The sequence below is a fragment of the uncultured Veillonella sp. genome (genome assembly GCF_934230905.1).
In the GTDB taxonomy this organism is placed as follows: Bacteria; Bacillota; Negativicutes; order Veillonellales; family Veillonellaceae; genus Veillonella.
Map to the genome: position 1 here is coordinate 1 of NZ_CAKQFJ010000010.1, position 24,478 is coordinate 24,478.

Consider the following 24,478-nt stretch of genomic DNA (forward strand, 5'->3'; position numbering starts at 1 on the left):
TCACCACCTTTATATGTCTTAACTAAAAATAGCAGTACTTCATGTTGCTTAGTACTGCTATACTCACTTTCTTTCTTATAGAGTTGTTTAGGTTTAAAGGTCTTACCTTTTTTGTACTTGTGAGGAAATGTCAGTTTGTACTCTTCCTCTGTGTACATCCGATTGACGATATATACTTTGCAAGGCTTATCGTATTTGCTCCATGATTGCCTTACATCAACTACATACCGCCTGCCGTTCATTTGTAATGCTTTAAGTAATTTCTTTATCGTTGGTTGATAATTCACATCAAGCACCACACAATTCCGACTATAATCAATACACCGCATACAATGGCTAGGCAATCAATAATGCTTAACATATTATCTTCACGATGTTCAAACGCATATTTTGCTTTTGCTTGTAAGTCTTTATTGTCTAAATCTTGTGCTGCCTGTTTAAATAAGGCTCTATCCTTAATGAATTGTTTAATCGCTTTAATCATCTTAGTACCTCACCGCCTTTCCGTTTTAATTTCCCATTAGATCTAACACACAATCCGCATGCACTTTTTCTTGCGTTCCCCTGTGTGATGTACGTTTGACATAACCCATCATATTCAATGACATTGGCAGTACATTTCCCTTTCTTGTTGTTTAAGCATTTGCTCTTACAACACATAATATCAGTCATCATTTCTCCCTTTTTGATAACTTTATGCAAAAAATGAGATATATCGCCGTGGATATACCTCATTACGTGATAGTTTTATTCATTTGTAGTGTAATAATTATTCAAAACCGCAACTGTTGACTATACACAGTTACTATTATTAGCACTTTGTGCTTCATCGGTTGCAGTTTTCAATAATGATTGCATACTCAAAACCAAAGTTATATAGTTGGCTATTCACCAACACGAGCATATGAATTGTAATCATGATTAGCTACCCTTTTCTAACTCACGTACATTACTCGGTTCTTAATGGAACATATATAGCTTTAGTTTTCAATATGCAATTACACCATCTAAACTAATACCGCTGATAGTTTATGTATATTTAGCCTAAGGATTTATTTCATGAAACATGGTTGTTATGCAATATTGGAAAGGATAATATGCGGTATTAGTTTACAAGATGCAATATGTGAGGTGTGGGCAATATAATATATAATGTATGGTTTTTCCAATGATAATTTAACAAATTCACAATCTTTCTAATTAAAATAAATGTAAATAAGTTCCACACCTCTATTGCTATTTAGTTTTATGTCGTGCCTGCATCCGCACGTGCCTTTGAAGGTTGCAAGGCTACTGCTCATCTGTAACCTTACACCTTATATTCTACTATATGTTTTTAGCTATGAACACTGACAATTACTGACATTTCATGACATTTGATGTCATCTTTTTAGCCACCTCTATAAATGCTTCATCTCTATATCGTTTAGCCTGTCTTTCTTCAAACATTCCTTTATACATTGAACACGCTTGTTGTGCAGTCATACCCAATAGGTATTCAGCCCTCAGCATTTTACCACCTATACCTGCTTCTAACTTAGTAAGCAAATCTACTGCATCGCATTTGTATTCTGTTAATTCATCAATCCGTCTGCGTTGCTCTTTTTCAGTATCAACAAACCTCGCCACACTACTTTCTAAACCACAAGGAACACCGCCACCGCTTACCCTATCTTTAGAGTAATCGATTGCACTGATCGTTGTTATATTGCTTTGTAATTGCTTTATTTCCATAGCCATTAACTCAAGGTCTTTATCTACTGTTTTCAAAGGTTTTAAATATTCCTTAGCACTATTTATTAATCTCTTTTCTTCCTTTGATAGTTCGCTCAAATATTACTCACCACCTAACATAGCACCTATTCCAACAATAATTAACACAATACCGACTATCACTTGTGCTATTGATATTTCTACGCATCCATTCTCAAATGTATCACTTAAAATAACCGCTAAAACTGGAAAAGCAACTAACATCATTCCAATTGTAATTAAATTTTCAGCCATATGTTTATACCTCTGCTAGTTTTGCGAACCCCCATGCATCCTTATGTTCTCTTTCACGAACACTCCATGATGTTGCCCCACCGCTCCATGTATAAACAATACCATTTTTGAAACCAGCAAAATATCTACAAAACCATGATTCATCATTAAGGCTAACTAATACAGGTGTATCAACCTTTACTTTGCTCCAGTCAACAACACCTAGATATTCTGCAATATCAATACATTGAGGTTCATCTGTAAAACAAGTACATTTTGTCGGAATTCTAGGAACCCACGTATCCAACGTTACCGGCTTTTCGTAGAAAAATATATATCCTTTTTCAATTTCCGCTTTTCTATATCCTAATTCATACATAGTTTTAAAAAAATTATCTGTAAATTGTTTGTCATTCATACTCTAAACCACTTCTTTCTTGTTCCGCTATATTGATACAACTCTGGAAATTCCAATGTCATTTCTCCATTCTTTTTTACAGTTATTCCAACAATAAACCGCTTTTCATCGCTTTCATAAGCTAGCTTTTTAAGAAATTCAATAGCACTTTCTTTTGTTTCGTGTATGTCTATAAAATAATCAGAATGTACAACGTATCCACTATACCCTAACATTTGTTATCTCCTTGTTTCACTTTTCATTAATTTTAACTAAACCACCAATCCCAAAAGTCGCCACCATCCAGGGCTGTTAATTCATAGTAACTTAAATAATCACGCATCAACCAAACGCTCTTCGATATTGTTTATTCCTAATGTTCCTCAAATCCATATCCTTTTGCTTACATATCAGCTATAACCTAACTTCTTATGATAAGGCGGATATTTCACCGCCTATACCTTATCCAATCAACACTTTAATTAAAATTACAAATCCAAATATCAAAGCTACTAGCGATACACCTATGATGGCATTGAAAAGCAGTTCTTGCATAAACCTAATTCCATATCTATTAGCTTTTGCATCCCTATTAGCCATCGCTTTGAAGTCTTTTATTCTTGTTTGTAACTTGTCTACATTGCCTGTATATGTTCCTATCGGTGTACACATATCATTCACCAACTTTCAATTATTTAACTTACTGTCTATCTACTGTCTTTTTATTTACCAGTACTACCATATCCACCATCGCCACGTTCTGTTTCACTGAGTGTTTGTGCTTCTTCTACATCCACTACTGCGATTGGTACGATGATTAATTGTGCGATGCGATCACCTCTAAATATCATGTAATCGCTACAAGATATGTTTTCATAGGCAATGCTTAATTCACCTCTATAATCTGCATCTATAATCCCCACGCTATTTGCACATCGTAGTGGTGTTTTGCTCATACTGCTACGTGGTACCAATAGCCCCATATGGCCTTTAGGAATTTCTACTGCTATTCCTAGAGGTATTTTCTTTTGACTATCCGCTGGTACTTTGATATGGAACGGGCAATATAGGTCTAATCCCGCTGCATCTTTACTTCCCCTTGTCGGTAGTTGTGCGTATTCATTTAATAGTTTCACTAACATTATTCCATTCTCCCCAATTCTTCGCTCTTTTCACTTTGTTTCTAGTTATATTTAATGTGGCCATAATTTGACGATTTGTCATCCCTTGCTTACAAAGTTCAATAACCTTATCAGTCAATGCAAATTCATCTTGTATGCTTCTTTTGGTAGGTAATCCCCTGCCTTTGTCAGTAACAATATGTATAGCTTCGCTTATGTCTAGGTTTCCCCACACCACAGATGCAAGTGCCAACCAGTTCTTGCAATTGTGCGGGATACCATATGTTGCTGTATTAACTGCCATTACTCAATCCACTTTCTTTGTACATTTCAAACCAATCATCTGCCCTCATGGTGATTAACCATTTAGCATTATTCTTTCTGTGTGCCACGATTGGCATCACGTTCTTATGTTCGCTATCGTGAATTGCTTGTGCCATTGCTTTGTCGATATTTAATGCTTGCACACGCTTTACTTCGATATGAATATTAGGTAGTCCAACACAATCGCTGGCATCACCTGTGTTTCCACAATATTGTTGCGTTCGCCTTACATTAAATCCATGTTCCTTGCATAGACTAGCAAATTCACGTTCGCCCCTTGCTCCTTTCTGCTTACTGTTTATTGGCAATCTTCATCACCGCCATCTTTTAAGCAACGATTACACGCTTTCCAATACACATCAACATACGTTTCTCCCTTATCCCCGTTATATGTAACCTCGATATACTCTTTGATATTTACACCGCTTACCAATGCTTTCCAATTTTGTAATGTTTTACAAAACCACACTACATACATATCCATAAGTGCTAATTCATTAGCGTTATAACCTAACTCATTAAATAATACTGTTCTTGCTGCATTGATTGCTTTTTCTTGAATTTCGTTCATCTTTACCTCTCTTTTTATTCTGCAAATTCCATTAAATTTGTTTGTACTTTAACATCGCTCAACATTTCATCTTTCGCTTTAGCATACATCTTTCTATCAATTTCAAATCCGTATGCACTTCTTCCGAGTTCCATCGCCGCCCTTAACGTACTACCGCTACCAGCTACAGGGTCAATCACAACATCGCCCTCATCTGTGAATATTTCTATCAATCGTTTAAGCACGCTAATTGGCTTTTGCGTTGGGTGGATATTAGGAATGATATTCTTGTTATCACGTTTCCATTCAAAGTGATCAAATATCATTTTTTTGTTGTTATTGAATTTAGGCAACTTTTCACGATATAGAATTAACGCATATTCAGTAGCCCCAACTATACGCATATTGGCTTTTAGCACTTGTGCGCTATAATTCTTGTTGAATGTGATAGGAATGTAATTTTTAAATCCATGCTTTTGTGCATATTCAATTACCATTGGCATTTGTTGAAATGAACAAAACACAATCATGCATGGTGCTTGGCCCCTTTCTTTAGGCTCTTTCTTCAATAACCGATTGCAAAAGTGAAAATATTCTGCAATATTGAAATTGTAATCAGAATTAAAGAACGCTTTACCAGCTTTCTTACTTTCGCCATTCTTGTTATCCCCCCCTACATACCACATAGGATTACTTGCATATGCATTATTCCCTAGATTATATGGAATGTCAGCAATTACCAATTGTGCCTTTGGTATTCCATATCGTTTGAAATTTTGAAAATTATCATTAAACAATTCTACTTTCATCGTTACCTCTATTCACCCATTTCATGCAGCCGATTCGCAAGTAATACATCAATTCTTTATCACTCAACGGATATGCCTCTTTTCTCGGCTTAGCACGTTTTACAAATCCACCAAACTCGTATATATTGCCTCTGAAATCATCGGTATCAATTTCATCAATCAAGATTAAACCTGCACCATTACGAAAAAAATTGATCTCGTTTCTATTCTCTTCATACAAACTTCTTGGCATTGCATAATACAAGTACTTTACATTCTTACAGTCATGGTATCGTTTCTTTTTAAAATCACGTCTGAAGTCATGAATGTTTGTTTTGATTTCAACTTCTGTTAGGTATTGTGTTTTCAAATCAAAATATACGAAATCTGCTTCATATTCAGTTCTTCCTGGGCAATACATACTCACGTTTGGTATGCATATTTTTTTACGAAATAAATGTCTACCAAGAACATATTGAATATCTTTTTCGTCCATATACGCATCTCCTAATCACGTACTTCACACCCATATTTTACTTTCCTCATCTTATGTCTAATTTTAATCACGTTACCCCTTACATAATCTGATACATCGCTATGTTTAGCGTTGCATTTTGTTTCTTTCTCTTTCTCTCGCTTGTACATCCGATACATAGGGCATTTAACATGACATGCTATTTCTCGGAATGTACACCCCTTACATGGTGCTTTCATATCTATCTCCCTATTTATCGATGTAATCACTAATGCGGTATTTCTTTGTTTCAAAAACCACCCATGCATTATTTTCGAACCCATATTTCTTCTCCCATGCTCGGAATACTTTTGTTAGTTCTTCGCTTAGTTCGTCAATATGTTCTTTCTTTACATCGTTCAAGTAATCGTCTGACCATTCTCTAATGTCATCATCCATATCATATTCAAATAAATTCCAAAGTACTCGTTCACTATCAATCTCTGGAACGTAATGATAAGGGTGTCCAACACGTACCCATTCAATATCACTATTATGAGCAACATCATCAAAATAACTGATGTATTCTAAATAATCCGCTATTGCATCTTTAATACTATCTTGCGGTTCGCCAGCTCTTCCATTGTCAACCCAGCAATATTTTGTTTCGTCTTTTACTAGCATTGTTACTTCCTTTCAATCAAGCGTTACTGGGAATTTAATTTTTTCGATTTCCGCCCTAACTTCCAAAATATACAAGTACTTTCGCATCAATTTTGCTTGCTCTTTTAAGATTTCAATAGGGCAAGTTGGTGTAAATTCCAAAGTTTTTGTATCATATTTGACTAACATTTTATGCAACTTCTTATATCTGCATTTCAATTCAATATATTCTTTTACAAATCTATCTTGATATGTTTCTTCTTTCATTCTTCACCTCTTAAAACGGAATGTTTTCATCTTGATTTGTGGTATCAAAATTATCAAAGTTACTACTACTATCAAATTCACCATCTAATTTTCGCCCTACGAAATCAGCAACTACCTCGGTTACATATTTCTTTTGTCCGTTGTTGTCCTCATAGGAACGTGTTTGAATGCGTCCATTTACGAATAATCGCTCTCCTTTCTTACAATTGCCAACGGCTTCCCCTGTCTTGCCCCATGCTACGCAATTGATGAAAGCAGTCTGTTCTTTTGTTTCATTTGTTGTACTGTCAACGTATGTATTAGTTGCAGCTACTGTGAAAGTTGCCACCGCTTTCCCACTTTGTGTAAATCTCAATTCCGCATCACGTGCTAAATTTCCTAATAGTTGAACACTATTCATATATCTACCTCTCTATTTTCTAATTCTACGTACCACACCGCCTTATTTTGGTGTGTGTAACATTTCTTGCTTATGATTTATCGTCAGCAAAACAAACTCGCCTTACAGGGCTTTTAAATCAATTTTCAGTAACTAAGATGATTTAGTCTTGCTTCTACTTCATCCACGTACACATCGTAGCTAGGGTGAATGTGGCAATCGACGGTTGCCTCATCACGCATGATTTCAAGTAGGTTTTCCAACTTAGTCAGTGCTTGTGCTTCGCTAGTTGCCATCACTTGAAAGCTAACATCAAATGATACATTCACGCTGACTTCAAACTGTTTAATTCGTTCTTTCATCTATCCCCCTATTGCCTGTTTTAATAACGCTTTCCCTTTTTCAGAAATATCAGCATTGTCCAGTATTTTGTTTAAATCTACAGGCTCACGTTCTTCTTTAACTGTTTCAATTAAATGTCCATTCGGTAACATTTTGATTTGTGCATTGCCTGCTTCTATTTGTTTTCGCTCTTCCTCTTTCTTCATCTTCATTTCTAAAAGCAATCCATCATTCTTGATTTCAGATGCTTTTTCATCGTTTTTGTTTTTCCTTTTTACTAACTCTTCATAGCATCTGACAAATTGAGACATACAAGCAGCACGATTATAATCACCACTCCAAGGGTTAAACGCACTCCATATTGTTTGTGCTGCCTGTTTTGTTATTCCGTCTAAATGCTCCAACCCATGCTCATAGCTATACAGTCTAACTACATCTTCGACTACCCCATAGGCTTCTTGTGCAGTCATCATTTCTTCTTTTCCGTTGATGTAATTATCAAGTTCTTTATACTCACTCTCTATTTCTGCAAATGATGGTAAGAATTTACATTTACTCAACAGATTAAGCATGGCTCGCTGTAGAATTAATGGATCAGCATACGATAATTGATGCACATACAACTTGATTGTTTCTTTAGAGGGGCTAGTGTTCCAACCTGTACTCAATATCAATAGTGCTTCCAGTATCTTCTGCTGATGGTTCATTTGATTGTTCATTTACACCCCCATATTCACTCATTAAATCCCTCATATCATTTAATGCATCTTGTTTACTGTTCTTATTTACAGGCTTTCGGTTGAAGTTGTTTTTCTCCCAAGTTCTGATAGTGGCTTTCCAATCTTTCATCTTCTTGCCATTAGATAGAACCCAACCTCTTGCCTCTTGAAAGTCAATAAAGTATTCAGCATCAATATTGTTGTTACGTTTAATGCAGTATGCTTTGACTTCTTCAAGCGTTGGTGGTTTGAAATGTGCATTTTTAGAATGTGAGATATCACATTCGCCACTATATACACTATCCTTACCTATACTATCCTTACCTATACTATCCTTACCTATACTATCCTTACCTATACTGTGGTAACCATTGGTTGCCAGTTGGTTGCCAGTTGGTTGCCAAGTGGTTACTAATTCATATTCTTTTCTATCATTGAGGATTAACTGCTTACGTTCATTTTCTAGTTGCGGATTAGGATTATACCTGTCTTTTCGCAAGCTATTATGCATTCGCCAATGTTTAATAACGATCACACCGCTATCGAATGGAATTGTGTAACCTTTGGCTTGCAGTACTCTCATATCATCATCTTTAGCACCTATCACACGCATGATAGATTTAGGTGCATTAATAAATCCATCATCATCTGCATCTAGCAAAAGATGAAAATATAGCAGTTGGCTACTCATTGGCATTTCCAGAAATTGGTCTGACTTAATAATACTTTTAGCCATCATTCTTCGTTCAGCCATAAGCTAGTCCTCACTATTTGGAGTTTCCCATTTGATATTGCTACCGCGGAACACAATCGAGTTAGATGGTTTTTGGTTTTCTTCGATAGCACTATCTAGCATTTTTGATAAAGTATGCAACAATCTAAGTTCATTTGTTGCATCGTTGTATTCTTTTTCGCTTTCCCATTGTTCGTAATACTCAATTTGACTATCACACCATGCTTTAATAACCTTGATTTCTTTCATATCTATCATTCCTTTCTTTAACTATTTGTTGTAATTTTTGTCTAACTTCTTTTGCATTTACTCCATGTGCGATAGGTACATGACAGTGAACACATAATAAAGCTAGATTATCCATCGTGCTTTTGCCTGACTGTGAACGGAATACAATGTGGTGTATCATTACACCCTCATGACCGCCACATAACACGCATGAGTAATTATCACGTTCAAGCACTTTAGGTCTATTTTGTTTTAGTAGCTTTTCATCTTCACGTTTTCTTTTGTTCACTATCCCACCCCTCTATGAGTGATTGAATGTATTCGCTAGGTTCTAGCTGAATACCTAGTTGATGACATTCATCTGTTAGACAATCAATAAGCCTTGCCATTTCTTTTGTGTTGTATACCGATGAGCCGTGGTAGCACATGATATTGTGATAACCTTTTAGGTTTTGGCACTCACCTATATCTTCCGCAAGCCAGCCCAATCCGTGGCCTTGCCATATTTGAATGTATCTTTCTATGGCATCCTCACGAACAGGAACATAACTAAAATGTCCACAATCTTTGATAGCCTTTCTATATACATCCTCTTTGGATGTATAAGCATTCTTACCCAACTCATCTGCTATGCGTTGGCATAAAATCCAAGCATAGCTATTTGAGTTAAGGCTACGGCTTTTAGATTTTCTCTTAATCTCTACTGTGTATTCTTTATCAGTAGAAATTTTCGATAAATCATTGTCATGTGGTGCTGGTATTACTACCATTACACCTAGTGGCGAACGTAACAGTTCAATACCTTTTACGCTCCATTTCATCGCTTAGCGTACCTTTGAGCATTCACCCAATTAAACGCTTGTTGGTAATGCTCTTGTTTTAGTTCTGACGGCTTACTTACTTTGAATGTTTCTGTTACATAACGCACCAGCTCATCTTCAGTGATACCGCCTTGTACGGCTCTAGTTTTTAATGAGTTCCAGTTATATACAGTTTCTTGTGTTTGTTGTGCAGGCTTTTTGCTATTGTCCATTGTGTCAGCATCTTTTGTATCATCGATTGCTAACAATCCATTAAGTGCATATTTTCTAGCATAACTGGATGTAGCACCTGTTACTTGCGATGCATCCATACCTTTTTTATCAAGGCTTTCTCTTGCGTATGCACTTGCTGATATTTCATCTTTTCCATCTGTGATAGTTGCGGTTGCTTTAACATAGAACCTATCACCGATTAAATCGATGCTATCTTGAATGGTTAGTACCAAACCATGTTTAGCAAGTAAAGGTTTAACTCCCTCTAAAATATCTTCACAACTGCGGTAGTTGTATTTACCAAAGGAGTTGTATTGTCCTTTTGGTGCTTTCAATTCTGACTGAATAGCTACAATTTTTTCGATAAATTCCATGTTTCACCTAACCAATCTGTAAATTAAGATGCTTTTCAATTCTTGCACCAGCTACTTCTTGTTCTGCTTTAATTGCTTTCTTAATCGCTACTTTATCTGCTGCGATTGTTACTTTTCTAAACTCAACAGGTAATGCATCCAAGTTATCAATCTCTACTGTTTCGCTTTCTTTGTAGTAGCATTTGAATTGTCCAACTTTCTTTTCTGTTAGTTGGTTTTCTTTCATGACGTGATCTATATTGTTCTTTAATCGTTCAGTCATGTTTTCCAACGTTTTTGCTTTTGCCTGCATCCGTTTCGCTTCATCTTTGAACGCTTGAATATCGCCTTTTAGATTGCGGATAAACATTGCAGTATTTTCGATTTTTTCATCGATACTGCAATCAAGCATATCCAACGTATTTTGAATTGCTTCCATATCCTCATCTGTTTCAGCTACTTCAAGCATTGCTTGTAATTCTTTATAGTCTTTATTCAATTCGTATAAACTTGGCATTCAATTTCTCCTTGTGTTAAAATACAAGTAGAGTAATAGCAAAATCACTCTACTAGCACGCTTGCTTTCCTACGGCCTAGCGTGCTTTTTTATTTCTCTCATCCAAAAGTTGCTCAATATCAGTAGTGAAAAACTGAGTGCAATTTGAAGAAATGCGGTATAGAAATCAATTCTATCGATTTCTACGGAACCTACTGTTCCGATTACCGCTAAAAACGCTACGGCTCTTATCAACAAAATCAATTTCATAATTCTTCTCCTATCACTGTTAAAATGGGTTGTAACAAAAGCCATATACTCTATCATGCGAACCAACTTTTCCGTAATGTCTACGAAGTACATCAGAAGTGTTTTCCTCTTCCATGCGTTGACCCTCTGCACAATGACACTCCCAACCATATGGTGTGATGTCATCGAATATGCTTTCTACATATTCGTAGTGGTCTTCACGAATTTTTGCACCAGCACAAGCAATGGCTTCCAAAAATTTGTTATTAATGAAAATTTTCATAATTCCTCTCCTACTATCACTAGCATTTGGCTGGTGATTTTTTTAATTTCACTTTTCAAACGATTGTTTTCTTTTTCCAATCGTTCTACTTCGTTTTTTAACTTCCTGTAACCAATAGCCGAGTATTCACTTTCAACTCCTGCTAGTGCTTCAACCTCTTTTTTACTAAACCTTACACCGCTTACATTCGGTAGTTGCTTTAGCTTGCCTTTATTTCTTAGGTCATACACTGCGGTTAGTGAAATTTGAAATAGTTCTGCTACTTGGTTAGCCGTATATACTAGGCTCTCCATTTTATTCACCTAAAAATTTATTAATAAAATACTGTTGTCCTTTTCCTGTTACTTTTGTAGTTTTATTAACCGATGTATGGCCATCAGCATGACTTACAACAGTTTCTTTGATTTGAAATAATCCCATTTCCATTGCTTTTTGTGTAGGACTGTTATAATCAGAACCCTTACGCTTTATTAAGTATCCATTTTCACGTAACCAATTAAACAATCGTTTTTGCCCCATATCCTTTACTCCATTTTGATGAAGTAACTTTGCTAAATCTCCAACTAATATTGATGTATGACTAGCTGCTACACTATCAGCAAACAAAACTTTTGGCTTTTGTTCTTCGATTAAGGCTTTTGCTTTATTATGTTCTTCAACCTCATTAGCATATGCTCTTAATGCATCTGGCAATGTGCGAGGTATATCTGCAACGTATTGCCCTGTTTTGCGTATTTGAGGGATAACATCATGTGTAATCCAACGCTTAAATTCTTTAGCTTCTGGCTTTCTGCTTGAAAGTACTAAACTATATAAGCCATATTCGTTGACAACAGATTTTTCTGGATTTCCGGGAGTACCGTCATTTAAAATGACACTACTCTTTTCATCATCGTCTAATCGGATCAACGCTTGTCTCGAATTGTTAATTTCAAGACAGTTACATACATCCTTAGCAACGAACCAAGCTTCTTGTCCTTGCATTACAATGCGTACATTACCAAATTGATTGTTTTTAAAAATTTGTAATTCACTCATGTATTCACCCTTTCTGTTTTCTACTTAAAGTAGACTAATAAGGCAAAATAATATCATCCATAGTTACTGAATATAATCTACATAATTCAGTTAAATTTCCGTAATCGATTTCTGTCTTACCATTCTCCCAATTATTGATTGTAACTTTAGATTTCTTCATTTTCTTTGCCACATTCTCTTGAGATAGATTTGCATTAACTCTTGCTGCTTTCAATGAAATTTTCAATCTCTTCAATTTATCACCCCCTTCTTATGCTATTAGTATAGTTTACTCAAAGTAGAATGTCAATACTAAAAGTAAACTTTTTTAAAAAATAGTATTGAAGTTTACTACTTTAAGTATTAATATAGAAATATACAGGCGAGAAGAATAGGAGTTTATCATGAATTCTGATTACAAAAAGGTATTTGCCAAAAATTTAAGTAATTTATTAGCAAGAAACAAAAAGACACAAGCCGATTTAGTAGCCGATTTAAGATTAAACAAATCAACTGTTTCAACATGGGTTAACGGCACTAAAATGCCTAGGATGAATAAAATAGAACAGTTAGCTAACTATTTTGGGGTAGAAAAATCAGATTTAATAGAGGATAAATCTGATACTGACGAACAGTACTACAATGATCCGTCTGTCTCAGAATACGCACAAGCGATTAAAGACAATCCAGATTTACGTATACTATTCGATGCTAGTAAAGATATGTCAAAAGATGATATCGATTTTGTAATAAATACTATTGAAATGTTAAAGAAAAGAGGTTAGATAGTATGGAATTGTTTCTATCCTTTGTATCAATCATTGCTTATATTATTGGCTATCCTACTATTGCTGGTATAGTTGGATTGGTTGCTTTAGTTATATTTATTTGGTTTTATTCAAGGAAAAAAGAGCCATATAGAGTTTTTGTTCCATGGTTAGTAATTGCAATTTTATTTAATATATTCTTAATTCACTACAAACCTAATTATTTATTAAGCATAGGAATTACTTCGTCTATTTCAACTTGGGTTACATCACTACTTATGCTCCTTTATTTCAAATGGATAAATAGATAATGTGTAAAAAATTCCATGTTGAATAACATACAATAACCCTATAAGGGGATGATAGTATGAACATTAATTTAATCTATATAAAGCTACGGAAAACACAAATTGCAATATTAAAGCTAAATGATGACGGAACATATACAATCCTAGTTAATAGCAATAAGCCACGAGATATACAAAGGCAAGGAATACTACACGAATTAGGTCATATCATACATGACGATATGTACAATACCGCTAATGTTGATTTAATCGAGCGTATGGCTCATGCAAGAGAAATGGACGATGTAGAGGGTATTAACTTTTATACACACATCATATGAGGTGAATTATGCAATACAATTTCACTATCAGAAAAAAAGATAAAGGGTATCAGATTATAGTCAGCTATAAGGACGGCTATAAGTGGAAACAAAAATCAAAACAAGGTTTCGCCACACAAAGAGATGCTAAACTGTATGGGCAAGAAATAGTCGATAACCTAAAAAAGACTATCACCAGTCCACTTGATGATAGTCTAAAAGATATTACACTTATTGAGTTTTACAGAATATATACAGATGAAAACAAAGCAAATGTATACTCTACGTTCAAAGCATATGACAATGCATTTCAGAAATTCAACACGCTATTCAATATGAAAGTAAAAGATATTTCTGAAATACAAATTCGAAAAGTGATTAATGATTTGCAACAGTCAATAGCCACTAAAAATATGTGCATAACGATTATAACAAAGGTATTCGCTTATGCAGTATCACCATACAGGATTATTAATAATAGTCCATGTAAGAATATTAAGCGGTTACATAAAACGCAAACAGCTAAAATCAATGCTATAAGCGAAGATGATGTAACACACTTGTTAACCTCTTTAAAAAGTCATAACTACAAATACTATATCGTGTGTTCAATTGCTGCTTATTCTGGTATGCGGTATGGTGAAATCTTAGGTCTTACATGGGATGATATAGATTTAGATAATGCAATTATTGATGTGAATAAGCAGTTCGCATATAGTGGCGAAAGTACATATATGATCCGTAATCTAAAAACAAAAAACAGTTACAGAAAAATACCAATACCGCCAATACTGATTGATATACTACTTGAATATAAAAATACCACCAGCGGATTATATCTGTTCAACAATCCAACTGGCGGTACTGGTGCGGTATCGGTAATGATTAAACGCTATTTACCAAATACTTCTATCCACGATTTAAGGCACACATACGCTACAAGGCTATTAGCAAATGGTGTTGATATAAAAACAGTAGCATCCTTATTAGGTGATACTGTTGATACAGTCATTAACACGTACATTCACTATACCGATGAAATGAGATTAAAGGCACATGATAGTGTGTCTAAAATTTTCGGCTAGAATTTTTGACGGATTTATTGACGATTAGTTAATAAACCTTGTATTTACTGGTGTTTTTAACCGATAAAACATATCAATATATTATAGCACAAACAAGGGTCGTTTTGAATGTTTTGTACACTCTATTTCAATAGATTTATACGTTCAATTTCTCTATTCTCACCTGACGCAATAAGCTGTAATTTTTGTATCCTATTGAGTCGTTTAATAGCATATTCTCGCGACTGTGCCTCTTGTTTACTTTGAAAGCTTTCATGATAAACCAAGTATACAGGCCTGCGACATTTCGTATACTTAGCTCCACCTTTTATGACACCATTATGAGCATCTAACCGTTTTTTTAGATTTGTAGTCCATCCACAGTACAAGCTTTCATCAGCACATCTCACAATATACGTGAAAAATTGTTCATGATCCATCTTATTTACTAGCATCATCCTTAATCGGCTCAATGGTAATCGAATTAATGATCACAGGATCAACAGGCTTATCATTTTTATCTGTTTTTACCTTACCAATTTTTTCGACCACATCCACACCTTGTACAACTATACCAAAAATGGTGTGTTTATTATCGAGGTGCGGTGTAGGTCCTAATGTTATAAAAAATTGTGAGCCCCCTGTATTGGGGCCACGATTAGCCATGGCTAGTATACCCATTTTATTAAAGTGAAGGTCATTAGAGAATTCATCCGGAATTTCATAACCTGGACCGCCAGCACCTGTTCCTGTTGGATCACCACCTTGAATCATAAAACTATCAATAACACGATGAAATGTTACACCATTATAAAAACCATTTTTTACAAGGTAATCAAAGTTTTTAACAGTAATTGGTGCTTTAGACCCATATAAACGAATCTTGATTTGTCCATAATTCGTATTAAAAATCGCATACTCATCTGCAATTGGCGCATTTGTAAAATTAGGCATTTTATTAACAGTTTCAGCTTGTGCAACAGGTGTAATAGTTTTATCTGCACTGTCATTACTGCAAGCAGCTGTTACTACCATGATGCCCCCCAAGAAAACAGAGCCTAATATTCTTTTAATATTCATAATAACCCCTCAAAATATAGTCATTTCCCCAAATTATATGTACATAGAAAAACCGCTCAACCCGTGAGCGGCTCTTTATTAGTATATCATGTTTTCACTATGAATTTCTTTAAAATTCTATAAAAATTTATAATATAAAAATGTCTTTATCAACAACTACTACTTAACCCAGCCAAAGTGTTTACATGCATTGTAAATACCATCTTTATCACAGTCTGATGTAATATAATCAGCTTCTAACTTAAGTTCCGGCCTAGCATTTCCCATAGCAATATTTAACCATTCTGGTTTGAACATAGATAAATCATTATACCCATCACCAAAAACAACAACCTGACTCGGTTTCATATTAAAATGCCGTATCATATTATGAATCCCTAATGCTTTTTCCATAGGTTCATATAATACACAACCCTCACCATAGCGAATAAGCTTATGCGTCATATGATTAATATCTTTTGCTTCTTCTTCACCATCTTTAAAGAATACATAGATTTTATAAAAATCTTTTACACTATGAAAATCAAAATCCGGTTCTACAACAGTTTTAAACACATCCCAATCAGGGTGCCATTCTAATATTTCTTTATAAGGTGTAATTCGACCCAATTTGTTCTGGTCTGTAACAGCCCATGGAATATGTTTCGATTCTAAGTATTCTAAATATTGAATACACATATCTCGATTCATGCCAATCATTGATACTAATTTTCCGTCTATAGTAATACTATGTCCGCCATCAGCCACCACATTTGTAATATTAGCTTGCTTTGCAAAACGCATAGCATCGACCTGAATTCTACCTGTTGCAATCGATACCAAATGACCGCGACGTTGCAATTCATCTAAACAATATTGAGCACTATTTGGAATTTTTCCTTCTGGCCACACAGCCAATGTATTATCTATATCAAAAAAGAAAAATTTTTGTTCCACAAGTCCTCCTATCTATCAGCCTCTATATACGAGCTCATATACAAACCATTAACACATTCCATCGGAGCACTATTCATCTTTTCCACTCATTAATTGAAAGCGTTTTTGTTGTTTCACATCAGGATATTTATCTCGATCTACATCGCTACAAAACATCTCCAACGGGCGTACATACAAATCACGTTCATCATATAATTTTTGATATACCACCAATTTTTCACCCGTTTCAGAATGTGTGGCCACATCTAATACGTAATAATACATACCTTTAAAATGGCGATATAAACCACCTTTTACAATCTCGTTCATAACTACCTCTATATTGCTAAAACGTACTGGCTGTATTTTCTTACTATGTATTATACTAGCAAAGTTCATCAGTGGAAAGACATAACAAAAAACTCGCAGTCTCTATTTTATGACTATATGTCTAATAAAACTTAGTCATTTTCCAAAACAGAGAATGCGAGTTACATTCAATACCTATTTAGTTGTATCTGAAACCAATCCCTTATGAATAAGACCTATGATAAAGCCCAATATAGCAAAGCTCACCCATCCCATGCCAACACCTTGGAATGGAATGTATTGCGTAAACAAACCTTCAATAGCATCCGGAGCCCAGCCTGCTGTTTCCAAGCCACTCATCAATGCAGAAATCATGGTCAATCCCACAGTCCATCCATATACACAACGGTGACTACCAAAAACATTATCGCTCAGTGCTAGCAAGATAATAACAATCGTCAATGGGTATAGTAACATCAACACAGGAATAGCCGCACTAATAATCGTTTTCAAACCAAACAAACCAAGAGCAAATGCTGCCACAGAGAATAAAACAACATACATTTTATAGCTAATTTTGCTATACAACTTATGGAAGTATGTACTACAGGAAGTGATAAGTCCTATACTTGTACTCAAACACGCTAATAGAACTATAATAGCCAAAATGATTTGACCAACACCACCAAAAAGAAATTCAGCACTAGCAGTTAATACAGGTGCTCCCGTATCAAACAGCCCAAATCGCTCTACGCTTGTAGCACCAATATTAGCAATGAAAACATAGACAATTCCAAGTAAACCTACCGCAATAGCCCCGACTTCCATCACCGTTTTTGTAATGACATCACGAGATGAAGCACCTGTAAGGCGTACAAAATCTACTACAAGAATAGCAAATACCACCGAAGCCAACGCATCCATAGTATTATACCCATCAAGAAACCCTTGCAATACGGCCACACCATCAGTTGCATAAGCTGCTTGTGGTATCGCATAAGATCCAATCGGTGTAATAAAGGATTTAATAATAAGTAATAAGATAACAAGTAATAATACTGGTGTTAAAATATTACCAATACGATTCACAAGTTTTTGCGGACTAATTGACAACCACAAGGAAACACCAAAGAATATAGCAAGGAATAATGGTTGCATATCCATCGACACACCTTGCATAAACGGCTTAATTGCTATTTCATAAGCAACGGTACCCGTTCTAGGTGTTGCAAACATCGGACCAATACTCAAATACAAGGCCACAGTATAAATGAGGCCATACACAGGATGTACACGACCAGATAATTCCTCAACGTCTTTACATCCAGAATAGCCCATGGCCATAACACCCAATAATGGTAACCCAACGCCAGTTAATACAAAACCAGCTAATGCCCATCCTACATTAGACCCTGCATGTTGACCTAATGCGGCCGGGAAAATAAGATTCCCCGCACCAAAGAATAGGGCGAATAACATCATGCCTATTGCTAAATAGGCGCGCAGTGATAGATTTTCTTTTCCATCCATAAGGTTATCTCCCTTCATAATCCACTATCATATTAGATAATATTATATATGATATAGTATTCCGGTTCAACAACAAAATCGAATTATATCGAACTTTCATTATCCCTTACGAATATTAACTTGTACGTCATAAAATGTACTCCCCCACGCTTCATCAGTCGGTCTAGATGCAGTTACGGCATTAATACCTACCGTATCATCACTAGACTGAGATTGCCACCATACACCAAGTGTCACAAGTGTACCTCGTTGTACCGTATCGTCTAGATATGCTTTAATACGAACAGACCCTCGATTATTATAAATCTCTACAACATCACTATTATTAATGTTATATAGTGCAGCATCATCTGGATGCATCCGTAGTTTCATCAATTCAGGATCATCAAATTCTAATTCACAAAAACTAGAGTCTAGTATCCGTATATCATTACCGATAATCAACCAAAATGGTTCATCATCACCATATGGCTCTATATAGGTAATCAACGGAATAGATTCTCGAGGATTTAAGATTTCAATTTTGCCTGATGGAGTATTAAAATTCATCTTATAATTATTAGGCAATGCTATTTCAACCAAATCACCACGTAAAATTGTATCTTGTTCATCTGGTGAAAGTTTGGATGAATTGCGAACCATATGCTCAATTAATTCTCGCTCAGTCATAGCAAAAAAAGGATCATCTATCCCCATACGCTGAGCAAGTTCAGAAATAACTTGCCAATTAGACCTTGATTCACCAACAGGAGGTATAGCTTGGTAGCTAGCCGCAATTGTATAGTGTCCGTAAGAATTAAAGATGTCATCAGATTCAGCAGAACTCGTAGCTGGCAAAATAATATCCGCATAGGCACAAGTATCTGTAAAGAAGCGTTCATGAACAACGGTAAACAAATCCTTTCTCATGAGTCCTTGTCTAACGAGATTTTGATTTGGTGCTGTTATAGCTGGATTTGATGAAAAAACATATAGACTATGAACAGGAACTCCACCACTAGTATCATCCAATCCATGCTCAAGAAGTGCTTTAGGATTTGTTAATAGTTCACCTAGTAAAATCATAGGCATCATTCGTTTAGGTAGAGTCGGTGTATTAGGCTGTTGCATAAATGATTTATTAAAATATTGGCTACTACTAGAGCTAGATAATAATCCTCCACCTAGATGTTGCCAGGCACCTACCACTGCAGGCAGTGCATTAATGCAACGACAAGTCATTGCTCCATTACCATAACGAGATAAGCCACTACCTAGACGAATAAATGGAGCCTTTGCTTTTGCATACGCATGAGCTAGTTCTTCTATAATTTCAACCGGTACACCACATATAGAGGAAACATATTCTGGTGTAAATTTAGGCAATACATCTCGTACTAGCTCATCATAACCTTGCACATATGCTTGAATAAAGGCAGTATCCTCAAGACCATCTCGATGTATGATATGCATCATACCAAGGGCCAATGCACCGTCAGACCCAGGTTTTACATACACATGATGTGTTCCTTGATCGTAAGTATATGTTTTATGTGTATCTATAACCCATACAGAAGCGCCGTTTCGTTTTGCTACATTTACATCGTGTAATATATGTACATCTGTAGCCGTCGCATTAACACTCCATAATATAATCAAATCACTATATTGTGCTTCTTGTGGTTTTATGGCAATTGTATCTCCATAGACGGACTTAAACGCTGCCTGTTTCGCAGGAGAACAAATACCTCTATCCTGATTTGTTGCACCTATACAACGAAAGAAATAATCAGCTGCAGGACTATTTACCGCCCCCATCGTTCCAGCATAAGAATAGCGAAGCACACTCTCACTGCCATAAGTGTCAATAGTATGCTTAAAATTATCTACAACACAATTTAAAGCCTCATCCCAAGAAATTGGTGCAAATTGATCTATTCCAATACCTTTTTCACCAATCCGACGCAATGGTGTCATCAATCGTTTAGGAGAATGAATGACACGCTCATAATGCGCCATTTTAGGACACAATGTACCTCTTGTAAAGGCATGATCTCTATTACCGCGTACTTTTATCACTTTATCATTATCCACAGTAAAAATTAGCCCACACGCATCCGGGCAATCATAAGGACATACACTCTTGAATTCTTTCATATAAGCACCTCGCTTATCTTATCATATTAATAATATAATACATGAGTTTTAATATGTATATTTATAGTATCATACATATAATACTATATCTGTAATAAAATTAACGAATATCGATATTTTTCAAACTTTACCTCATTGCATACTTTGTATATCAATACATATAGAAAAAATACTTATCAAAATAATTGCCCCTCGTTACAAATTTTATTAATGTATACCTTCTAAATATACAATAAATATCAATACTTTTAAGTGTTTAAATATAGTCTCAACTTTACAATACAAATAAATAATACCTGCATAAAACCACTAATTTTTCCGTTCAGTAATGTATCTATTACTAAAAGTAATAACTCCTGTTTTCAAGGAATTATCAATTCTTTTAGCACTTTTCATCTATAAGTGTGATAAATTTCACCTAAGTTATGCAAATTATGTAATGTATTAAGTTATGTAAAACTATTCAATAAGTCCAGTTTGTGTGCTATACTGACATTGTCATTTGAGAGGATATAGAACTCACCGGACATCATATCACATTCGTTGATATTATAAAGTGGAGTTAGCTATATCAAGTCATATTTTCTGAAAAGAGGTTTTAACAATGGCAGACGCAAAAAATACTGTGCTTTTCCCTTATGAAACACTTCACAAACTTTGCATGGACGCTTTCCAAAAATTCGGTTTCTCCGAAAAAGAAGCTGACATCATTCAAGACGTACTTTTGACTTCCGACTTGTTCGGTATCCAAAGCCATGGTATGCAACGTATGGTACGTTACCACAAAGGTATCTCCAACGGCTTGATTAAAATCGACGCTAAACCTGAAATCGTAAAAGAAACTCCAATCTCCGCTGTTATCGACGGTCATGACGGCATGGGTCAATTATTGGGCCACAAAGCTATGGAAATGGCTATTGAAAAAGCTAAAAAATCCGGTGTTGGTATCGTATCCGTACGTAACTCCAATCACTATGGTATCGCTGGTTACTATGCTAAAATGGCATCTGACCAAGGTTTAATTGGTTTCTCTTGCACAAACTCCGAAGCAATCATGGTTCCTGTATATGCTCGTAAAGCTATGCTTGGTTCTAACCCTATCGCTTGGACTGTACCTGCTGATCCAGTTGACTTCTTCTTCGACTGCTCCACTACAGTTGTAACTCGTGGTAAACTTGAAATGTACAACAAAATGGGCAAAGCTACTCCAGATGGTTGGGCTGTTAACAAAGACGGTGTTCCTTCCACTAATGCAGCTGAAGTATTGGGCAACATCTCCCGTCATGAAGGCGGCGGTATCCTTCCTTTAGGTGGTGCTACAGAAGTTCTTGGTGGCCACAAAGGTTATGGTAACGGCATGATTGCTGAATTATTCTCCTCCATTCTTTCCCAAGGTGGTACTTCCAACAAATGTATGGTTGGTGGTAAATCCAATATCTGTCATGGCTTCATGGCTATTAACCCTGAATTCTTCGGTGACCCAGCTGAAATCAAAAAACACTTCTCCCAATTCTTACAAGAATTACGTGAAGCTCCTAAAGCTCAAGGTCAAGACCGTATCTACACTCATGGCGAAAAAGAACATGAATCTGTTGCTAGAGTTAAAGCTGAAGGCATCCCTGTACTTAACGGTACAATGCTTGAAGTTCAAGACCTTTGCAATGAATTAGGTTTAGACTTCAAATCCTACTTCGGCGATTATGTACCAGAAGCTCCTGCTACAATGTTCAAAGGTAACTACTAATACCTAAGAGCTTACAAAGGCCCTAACATGGACATGTAGTCAGTAAAGAAGGGGACATAAACACTGTTTATGTCCCCTCTCTTATATTTTTTTAACCTCATAATGTATGAGGTTAAAAAATTTTAAGAGATATATCACTTTTTATGATAAGTACATCTGTTATTTTATTGTAACATCTTATTATTACTGGAATTTTACAACTTAATATAATAGCGATTTACTCATCAATTTAATTGATTATTACTACATCGTCCTGTTAAGCATACAAAGTTTTATTTTTACTGAAAGGATGATTCTAGAAATGAGTGCTCTCACCGTTCTATTAGCGCTAGCTCCAATCATTTGGTTGATTGTAGCGTTATCCATCTTGAAATTACCTGCATGGCAAGCAACAAGTGTTGCTGCGATTGGTTCTTTCATCATCGCTATTACAGCATTCCAATCCGATCCATTTATTATGGTCACTGGTGCCCTTGAAGGTGCTGCATTGGCAATTTGGCCAATATTATTAGTTATTACAGCTGCTATCTTTGTTTATAACTTGGTAGTGCATACAAAAGCTATGGAAACAATTAAAACCATGCTTTCCTCTGTAACATCTGATACTCGTGTACTTGCATTATTACTTGCATGGGGCTTTGGTGCCTTCATGGAAGGTATGGCTGGTTTCGGTACTGCCGTTGCAATTCCAGCTGCTATGATGGTTGCCGTAGGTTTTGACCCACTAAAATCTATCATCGCATGTCTCGTTGCAAACTCCGTACCTACAACATTCGGCTCCATCGGTATTCCAACAACTACATTGGCATCCTTAACAAGCCTTGATCCAAGTAATTTAGGTACATTCATTTCCGTACAATTATTCTTACTTAACCTTATCGCACCATTCTTTGTTGTTATGATTATTGGTGGCGGTATTAAAGCGTTAAAAGGCGTATTCATTGTAACATTACTTTCTGGCTTAGCATTAGCTATTCCAGAAACAATAATTAATGCGGTAATGGGTCCAGAATTATCTGTTATTTCTGCCTCCATCGTAATCATGGCAGTTATTATTATCTGTGCAAAGATTATTCCACCTAATGATCCTGAATATGCAGTTAAGCAAACTGGTGATGTGCCTAAAGTTTCCGGTGGCGAAGGCTTAGTTGCTGCAATGCCATTTATCTTAATCTTTGTATTGTTGTTATTAACTTCTAAATTGTTCCCTGCAATTAATGGACCTCTTGCATCCATTAAAACATCCGTACCTATTTACCAAGGTCCTGGTGCAAAACCTTACACATTCGTATGGATTGCAACTCCTGGTATTATGATTTTCATCGCTGGTATTGTTGGTGGTTTCATCCAAAAAGCAAAAGCTGGTGAAATCTTCGGTACATTGGGAAGCACATTTAAAAACTTGAAGTTTACATATATCACAATCATCACTGTTGTTATGACTGCTAAATTGATGACTTACTCCGGTATGACTGCTGATATTGCAAAAGCAATGGTTGCTGGTACAGGTTCCTTATATCCTTTATTTGCTCCTATCGTAGGTGCATTGGGTGCGTTCTTAACAGGTTCCGGTACAAACTCCAACGTATTGTTTGGACCACTTCAAATCGCAGCCGCTCAAGGTTTGAGCCCAACAAACCCAGAAGACCTTGGCTTCTGGTTAGCAGCTGTTAACTCTGGTGCAGCTGGTATCGGCAAAATGTTATCTCCACAATCTATCGCAATTTCTATTGGTGCCGTAGGCCCTGCTTTGAAAGCATACATAGAAAGCCACAAAGAGGTAAATTCGGATCAAGCTCATAATTTAGAACATGAAATTGAAGCAAGTGTTATCATGAACAGTGCGTTCAAGTATTTCATTATCTTCATCATCATGCATGGTGCTATCTCCTTCTTCGGTCAATATTTCATCCATGAAATTCATCACATGTTCTTCTAAGAAT

The 24,478-nt window shown here is 35.8% G+C and carries 40 protein-coding genes; 6 read left to right on the plus strand and 34 right to left on the minus strand.

What is annotated here, in order from left to right:
* From Q0E20_RS03860 to Q0E20_RS03995, 28 genes are all read right to left on the minus strand, one after another.
* Positions 1-329 (minus strand): hypothetical protein (locus Q0E20_RS03860; RefSeq protein ID WP_295996563.1); only part of this gene is annotated, 329 nt, incomplete at its 3' end.
* Positions 284-484 (minus strand): hypothetical protein, encoded by a 201-nt coding sequence (locus tag Q0E20_RS03865; RefSeq protein WP_295996565.1) that lies wholly within the window; start codon positions 482-484, stop codon positions 284-286. The genes Q0E20_RS03860 and Q0E20_RS03865, both read right to left, overlap by 46 nt.
* An 872-nt stretch (positions 485-1,356) precedes the next feature.
* A complete protein-coding gene (locus Q0E20_RS03870) occupies positions 1,357-1,833 on the minus strand; it encodes a hypothetical protein (protein WP_295996567.1) in 477 nt (158 codons plus the stop codon).
* Positions 1,834-1,836: 3 nt separating this feature from the next.
* Complete coding sequence (locus Q0E20_RS03875; RefSeq protein ID WP_295996570.1) at positions 1,837-2,007, minus strand: hypothetical protein; 171 nt, start codon at positions 2,005-2,007, stop codon at positions 1,837-1,839.
* A 4-nt stretch (positions 2,008-2,011) separates the two neighbouring features.
* A complete protein-coding gene (locus tag Q0E20_RS03880) occupies positions 2,012-2,404 on the minus strand; it encodes a hypothetical protein (RefSeq protein ID WP_295996574.1) in 393 nt (130 codons plus the stop codon).
* Entirely contained in the window at positions 2,401-2,619 is a 219-nt protein-coding gene (locus tag Q0E20_RS03885; protein WP_295996578.1) for a hypothetical protein, read from the minus strand. Before Q0E20_RS03885 ends, Q0E20_RS03880 begins: the two co-directional genes overlap by 4 nt.
* 226 nt (positions 2,620-2,845) lie before the next feature.
* The gene (locus Q0E20_RS03890) at positions 2,846-3,064 is read right to left on the minus strand and encodes a hypothetical protein (protein ID WP_295996581.1); all 219 of its coding nucleotides are present in this window, start codon (positions 3,062-3,064) and stop codon (positions 2,846-2,848) included.
* A 41-nt stretch (positions 3,065-3,105) separates the two neighbouring features.
* The gene (dut, locus tag Q0E20_RS03895) at positions 3,106-3,525 is read right to left on the minus strand and encodes a dUTP diphosphatase (RefSeq protein ID WP_295996584.1); all 420 of its coding nucleotides are present in this window, start codon (positions 3,523-3,525) and stop codon (positions 3,106-3,108) included.
* The gene (locus Q0E20_RS03900) at positions 3,503-3,808 is read right to left on the minus strand and encodes a hypothetical protein (protein WP_295996586.1); all 306 of its coding nucleotides are present in this window, start codon (positions 3,806-3,808) and stop codon (positions 3,503-3,505) included. Before Q0E20_RS03900 ends, dut begins: the two co-directional genes overlap by 23 nt.
* Positions 3,798-4,136: a hypothetical protein gene (locus tag Q0E20_RS03905; RefSeq protein ID WP_295996590.1), complete on the minus strand. Its 339-nt coding sequence runs from the start codon at positions 4,134-4,136 to the stop codon at positions 3,798-3,800. Before Q0E20_RS03905 ends, Q0E20_RS03900 begins: the two co-directional genes overlap by 11 nt.
* Positions 4,127-4,399: a DUF6275 family protein gene (locus Q0E20_RS03910; RefSeq protein WP_295996593.1), complete on the minus strand. Its 273-nt coding sequence runs from the start codon at positions 4,397-4,399 to the stop codon at positions 4,127-4,129. Before Q0E20_RS03910 ends, Q0E20_RS03905 begins: the two co-directional genes overlap by 10 nt.
* A gap of 14 nt (positions 4,400-4,413) precedes the next feature.
* Positions 4,414-5,187, minus strand: coding sequence for a site-specific DNA-methyltransferase (locus Q0E20_RS03915; protein WP_295996595.1), 774 nt, complete (start codon positions 5,185-5,187; stop codon positions 4,414-4,416).
* A complete protein-coding gene (locus tag Q0E20_RS03920; RefSeq protein WP_295996598.1) occupies positions 5,168-5,662 on the minus strand; it encodes a hypothetical protein in 495 nt (164 codons plus the stop codon). Before Q0E20_RS03920 ends, Q0E20_RS03915 begins: the two co-directional genes overlap by 20 nt.
* A 228-nt stretch (positions 5,663-5,890) precedes the next feature.
* Complete coding sequence (locus Q0E20_RS03925) at positions 5,891-6,304, minus strand: hypothetical protein (protein WP_295996601.1); 414 nt, start codon at positions 6,302-6,304, stop codon at positions 5,891-5,893.
* Positions 6,305-6,316: 12 nt separating this feature from the next.
* Positions 6,317-6,550, minus strand: a complete 234-nt coding sequence (locus Q0E20_RS03930; RefSeq protein ID WP_295996604.1) for a crAss001_48 related protein — start codon at positions 6,548-6,550, stop codon at positions 6,317-6,319.
* A 10-nt stretch (positions 6,551-6,560) separates the two neighbouring features.
* Complete coding sequence (locus Q0E20_RS03935) at positions 6,561-6,950, minus strand: single-stranded DNA-binding protein (RefSeq protein ID WP_295996607.1); 390 nt, start codon at positions 6,948-6,950, stop codon at positions 6,561-6,563.
* A 125-nt stretch (positions 6,951-7,075) separates the two neighbouring features.
* Complete coding sequence (locus Q0E20_RS03940) at positions 7,076-7,291, minus strand: hypothetical protein (RefSeq protein WP_295996610.1); 216 nt, start codon at positions 7,289-7,291, stop codon at positions 7,076-7,078.
* Positions 7,292-7,990: a hypothetical protein gene (locus Q0E20_RS03945; RefSeq protein ID WP_295996614.1), complete on the minus strand. Its 699-nt coding sequence runs from the start codon at positions 7,988-7,990 to the stop codon at positions 7,292-7,294.
* Positions 7,917-8,744 carry a hypothetical protein gene (locus tag Q0E20_RS03950; protein WP_295996616.1) on the minus strand — a complete coding sequence of 276 codons (828 nt, stop codon included), beginning with the start codon at positions 8,742-8,744 and terminating at the stop codon, positions 7,917-7,919. The genes Q0E20_RS03945 and Q0E20_RS03950 overlap by 74 nt, the downstream gene beginning before the upstream one ends.
* Before the next feature lie 3 nt (positions 8,745-8,747).
* Positions 8,748-8,972, minus strand: a complete 225-nt coding sequence (locus tag Q0E20_RS03955; RefSeq protein WP_295996620.1) for a hypothetical protein — start codon at positions 8,970-8,972, stop codon at positions 8,748-8,750.
* Positions 8,950-9,240 carry an HNH endonuclease gene (locus tag Q0E20_RS03960; RefSeq protein WP_295996625.1) on the minus strand — a complete coding sequence of 97 codons (291 nt, stop codon included), beginning with the start codon at positions 9,238-9,240 and terminating at the stop codon, positions 8,950-8,952. Before Q0E20_RS03960 ends, Q0E20_RS03955 begins: the two co-directional genes overlap by 23 nt.
* Positions 9,221-9,772: a hypothetical protein gene (locus Q0E20_RS03965; protein ID WP_295996628.1), complete on the minus strand. Its 552-nt coding sequence runs from the start codon at positions 9,770-9,772 to the stop codon at positions 9,221-9,223. The genes Q0E20_RS03960 and Q0E20_RS03965 overlap by 20 nt, the downstream gene beginning before the upstream one ends.
* The gene (locus Q0E20_RS03970) at positions 9,769-10,359 is read right to left on the minus strand and encodes an ERF family protein (RefSeq protein ID WP_295996631.1); all 591 of its coding nucleotides are present in this window, start codon (positions 10,357-10,359) and stop codon (positions 9,769-9,771) included. The genes Q0E20_RS03965 and Q0E20_RS03970 overlap by 4 nt, the downstream gene beginning before the upstream one ends.
* A gap of 7 nt (positions 10,360-10,366) precedes the next feature.
* Positions 10,367-10,855, minus strand: coding sequence for a siphovirus Gp157 family protein (locus Q0E20_RS03975; protein WP_295996635.1), 489 nt, complete (start codon positions 10,853-10,855; stop codon positions 10,367-10,369).
* Positions 10,856-11,123: 268 nt separating this feature from the next.
* On the minus strand, positions 11,124-11,366 hold the full coding sequence (locus Q0E20_RS03980) for a hypothetical protein (protein WP_295996637.1): 243 nt from the start codon (positions 11,364-11,366) through the stop codon (positions 11,124-11,126).
* Positions 11,363-11,659 (minus strand): helix-turn-helix domain-containing protein, encoded by a 297-nt coding sequence (locus Q0E20_RS03985; protein WP_295996640.1) that lies wholly within the window; start codon positions 11,657-11,659, stop codon positions 11,363-11,365. Before Q0E20_RS03985 ends, Q0E20_RS03980 begins: the two co-directional genes overlap by 4 nt.
* 1 nt (position 11,660) lies before the next feature.
* Entirely contained in the window at positions 11,661-12,404 is a 744-nt protein-coding gene (locus Q0E20_RS03990; protein ID WP_295996643.1) for a phage antirepressor KilAC domain-containing protein, read from the minus strand.
* A 34-nt stretch (positions 12,405-12,438) separates the two neighbouring features.
* Positions 12,439-12,639 (minus strand): helix-turn-helix transcriptional regulator, encoded by a 201-nt coding sequence (locus Q0E20_RS03995; protein ID WP_059361902.1) that lies wholly within the window; start codon positions 12,637-12,639, stop codon positions 12,439-12,441.
* Positions 12,640-12,787: 148 nt separating this feature from the next.
* Between Q0E20_RS03995 and Q0E20_RS04000 the strand changes: the two genes are divergently transcribed.
* The 4 genes from Q0E20_RS04000 to Q0E20_RS04015 are packed head-to-tail and all read left to right on the plus strand — an operon-like array spanning position 12,788 to position 14,842.
* Positions 12,788-13,168 carry a helix-turn-helix domain-containing protein gene (locus tag Q0E20_RS04000; RefSeq protein ID WP_295996651.1) on the plus strand — a complete coding sequence of 127 codons (381 nt, stop codon included), beginning with the start codon at positions 12,788-12,790 and terminating at the stop codon, positions 13,166-13,168.
* Between the two features lie 5 nt (positions 13,169-13,173).
* Entirely contained in the window at positions 13,174-13,461 is a 288-nt protein-coding gene (locus Q0E20_RS04005; RefSeq protein WP_295996654.1) for a hypothetical protein, read from the plus strand.
* A gap of 56 nt (positions 13,462-13,517) precedes the next feature.
* The gene (locus tag Q0E20_RS04010) at positions 13,518-13,778 is read left to right on the plus strand and encodes an ImmA/IrrE family metallo-endopeptidase (RefSeq protein ID WP_295996657.1); all 261 of its coding nucleotides are present in this window, start codon (positions 13,518-13,520) and stop codon (positions 13,776-13,778) included.
* A gap of 8 nt (positions 13,779-13,786) precedes the next feature.
* Positions 13,787-14,842 (plus strand): tyrosine-type recombinase/integrase, encoded by a 1,056-nt coding sequence (locus Q0E20_RS04015; protein WP_295996660.1) that lies wholly within the window; start codon positions 13,787-13,789, stop codon positions 14,840-14,842.
* Between the two features lie 122 nt (positions 14,843-14,964).
* On the opposite strand, the gene Q0E20_RS04020 is transcribed toward Q0E20_RS04015, so the two are convergent.
* From Q0E20_RS04020 to Q0E20_RS04045, 6 genes are all read right to left on the minus strand, one after another.
* A complete protein-coding gene (locus Q0E20_RS04020) occupies positions 14,965-15,261 on the minus strand; it encodes a GIY-YIG nuclease family protein (RefSeq protein WP_295996662.1) in 297 nt (98 codons plus the stop codon).
* Between the two features lies 1 nt (position 15,262).
* Positions 15,263-15,901, minus strand: coding sequence for a peptidylprolyl isomerase (locus tag Q0E20_RS04025; protein WP_295996664.1), 639 nt, complete (start codon positions 15,899-15,901; stop codon positions 15,263-15,265).
* Between the two features lie 159 nt (positions 15,902-16,060).
* Entirely contained in the window at positions 16,061-16,837 is a 777-nt protein-coding gene (locus Q0E20_RS04030) for an HAD-IIB family hydrolase (protein WP_295996668.1), read from the minus strand.
* A 69-nt stretch (positions 16,838-16,906) separates the two neighbouring features.
* Positions 16,907-17,146 carry a DUF1653 domain-containing protein gene (locus Q0E20_RS04035; RefSeq protein ID WP_295996673.1) on the minus strand — a complete coding sequence of 80 codons (240 nt, stop codon included), beginning with the start codon at positions 17,144-17,146 and terminating at the stop codon, positions 16,907-16,909.
* A gap of 174 nt (positions 17,147-17,320) precedes the next feature.
* Positions 17,321-18,655: a branched-chain amino acid transport system II carrier protein gene (gene brnQ, locus Q0E20_RS04040; protein WP_295996676.1), complete on the minus strand. Its 1,335-nt coding sequence runs from the start codon at positions 18,653-18,655 to the stop codon at positions 17,321-17,323.
* A gap of 99 nt (positions 18,656-18,754) precedes the next feature.
* The gene (locus tag Q0E20_RS04045) at positions 18,755-20,791 is read right to left on the minus strand and encodes a molybdopterin-dependent oxidoreductase (protein ID WP_295996678.1); all 2,037 of its coding nucleotides are present in this window, start codon (positions 20,789-20,791) and stop codon (positions 18,755-18,757) included.
* A gap of 604 nt (positions 20,792-21,395) precedes the next feature.
* Here Q0E20_RS04045 and Q0E20_RS04050 point away from each other — a divergent pair.
* Both Q0E20_RS04050 and Q0E20_RS04055 read left to right on the plus strand, forming a co-directional pair.
* Complete coding sequence (locus Q0E20_RS04050; RefSeq protein WP_295996682.1) at positions 21,396-22,535, plus strand: Ldh family oxidoreductase; 1,140 nt, start codon at positions 21,396-21,398, stop codon at positions 22,533-22,535.
* 301 nt (positions 22,536-22,836) lie between these two features.
* Positions 22,837-24,474, plus strand: a complete 1,638-nt coding sequence (locus Q0E20_RS04055; protein ID WP_295996691.1) for an L-lactate permease — start codon at positions 22,837-22,839, stop codon at positions 24,472-24,474.
* Positions 24,475-24,478: the final 4 nt, after the last annotated feature.

Coding starts and splice junctions, on each gene's coding strand:
- Q0E20_RS03970 (WP_295996631.1), bottom strand. CDS start 10,359: ATGGAATTTATCGAAAAAATTGTAGCTATTCAGTCAGAATTGAAAGCA.
- Q0E20_RS04025 (WP_295996664.1), bottom strand. CDS start 15,901: ATGAATATTAAAAGAATATTAGGCTCTGTTTTCTTGGGGGGCATCATG.
- brnQ (WP_295996676.1), bottom strand. CDS start 18,655: ATGGATGGAAAAGAAAATCTATCACTGCGCGCCTATTTAGCAATAGGC.
- Q0E20_RS03975 (WP_295996635.1), bottom strand. CDS start 10,855: ATGCCAAGTTTATACGAATTGAATAAAGACTATAAAGAATTACAAGCA.
- Q0E20_RS03880 (WP_295996574.1), bottom strand. CDS start 2,404: ATGAATGACAAACAATTTACAGATAATTTTTTTAAAACTATGTATGAA.
- Q0E20_RS03965 (WP_295996628.1), bottom strand. CDS start 9,772: ATGAAATGGAGCGTAAAAGGTATTGAACTGTTACGTTCGCCACTAGGT.
- Q0E20_RS04010 (WP_295996657.1), top strand. CDS start 13,518: ATGAACATTAATTTAATCTATATAAAGCTACGGAAAACACAAATTGCA.
- Q0E20_RS04015 (WP_295996660.1), top strand. CDS start 13,787: ATGCAATACAATTTCACTATCAGAAAAAAAGATAAAGGGTATCAGATT.
- Q0E20_RS03985 (WP_295996640.1), bottom strand. CDS start 11,659: ATGGAGAGCCTAGTATATACGGCTAACCAAGTAGCAGAACTATTTCAA.
- Q0E20_RS03930 (WP_295996604.1), bottom strand. CDS start 6,550: ATGAAAGAAGAAACATATCAAGATAGATTTGTAAAAGAATATATTGAA.
- Q0E20_RS04000 (WP_295996651.1), top strand. CDS start 12,788: ATGAATTCTGATTACAAAAAGGTATTTGCCAAAAATTTAAGTAATTTA.
- Q0E20_RS03990 (WP_295996643.1), bottom strand. CDS start 12,404: ATGAGTGAATTACAAATTTTTAAAAACAATCAATTTGGTAATGTACGC.
- Q0E20_RS04045 (WP_295996678.1), bottom strand. CDS start 20,791: ATGAAAGAATTCAAGAGTGTATGTCCTTATGATTGCCCGGATGCGTGT.
- Q0E20_RS03940 (WP_295996610.1), bottom strand. CDS start 7,291: ATGAAAGAACGAATTAAACAGTTTGAAGTCAGCGTGAATGTATCATTT.
- Q0E20_RS03865 (WP_295996565.1), bottom strand. CDS start 484: ATGATTAAAGCGATTAAACAATTCATTAAGGATAGAGCCTTATTTAAA.
- Q0E20_RS03980 (WP_295996637.1), bottom strand. CDS start 11,366: ATGAAAATTTTCATTAATAACAAATTTTTGGAAGCCATTGCTTGTGCT.
- Q0E20_RS04005 (WP_295996654.1), top strand. CDS start 13,174: ATGGAATTGTTTCTATCCTTTGTATCAATCATTGCTTATATTATTGGC.
- Q0E20_RS04020 (WP_295996662.1), bottom strand. CDS start 15,261: ATGGATCATGAACAATTTTTCACGTATATTGTGAGATGTGCTGATGAA.
- Q0E20_RS04035 (WP_295996673.1), bottom strand. CDS start 17,146: ATGAACGAGATTGTAAAAGGTGGTTTATATCGCCATTTTAAAGGTATG.
- dut (WP_295996584.1), bottom strand. CDS start 3,525: ATGTTAGTGAAACTATTAAATGAATACGCACAACTACCGACAAGGGGA.
- Q0E20_RS03910 (WP_295996593.1), bottom strand. CDS start 4,399: ATGAACGAAATTCAAGAAAAAGCAATCAATGCAGCAAGAACAGTATTA.
- Q0E20_RS03900 (WP_295996586.1), bottom strand. CDS start 3,808: ATGGCAGTTAATACAGCAACATATGGTATCCCGCACAATTGCAAGAAC.
- Q0E20_RS03925 (WP_295996601.1), bottom strand. CDS start 6,304: ATGCTAGTAAAAGACGAAACAAAATATTGCTGGGTTGACAATGGAAGA.
- Q0E20_RS04050 (WP_295996682.1), top strand. CDS start 21,396: ATGGCAGACGCAAAAAATACTGTGCTTTTCCCTTATGAAACACTTCAC.
- Q0E20_RS03920 (WP_295996598.1), bottom strand. CDS start 5,662: ATGGACGAAAAAGATATTCAATATGTTCTTGGTAGACATTTATTTCGT.
- Q0E20_RS03955 (WP_295996620.1), bottom strand. CDS start 8,972: ATGAAAGAAATCAAGGTTATTAAAGCATGGTGTGATAGTCAAATTGAG.
- Q0E20_RS03885 (WP_295996578.1), bottom strand. CDS start 2,619: ATGTTAGGGTATAGTGGATACGTTGTACATTCTGATTATTTTATAGAC.
- Q0E20_RS04055 (WP_295996691.1), top strand. CDS start 22,837: ATGAGTGCTCTCACCGTTCTATTAGCGCTAGCTCCAATCATTTGGTTG.
- Q0E20_RS03915 (WP_295996595.1), bottom strand. CDS start 5,187: ATGAAAGTAGAATTGTTTAATGATAATTTTCAAAATTTCAAACGATAT.
- Q0E20_RS03945 (WP_295996614.1), bottom strand. CDS start 7,990: ATGAACAATCAAATGAACCATCAGCAGAAGATACTGGAAGCACTATTG.
- Q0E20_RS03935 (WP_295996607.1), bottom strand. CDS start 6,950: ATGAATAGTGTTCAACTATTAGGAAATTTAGCACGTGATGCGGAATTG.
- Q0E20_RS03875 (WP_295996570.1), bottom strand. CDS start 2,007: ATGGCTGAAAATTTAATTACAATTGGAATGATGTTAGTTGCTTTTCCA.
- Q0E20_RS03950 (WP_295996616.1), bottom strand. CDS start 8,744: ATGGCTGAACGAAGAATGATGGCTAAAAGTATTATTAAGTCAGACCAA.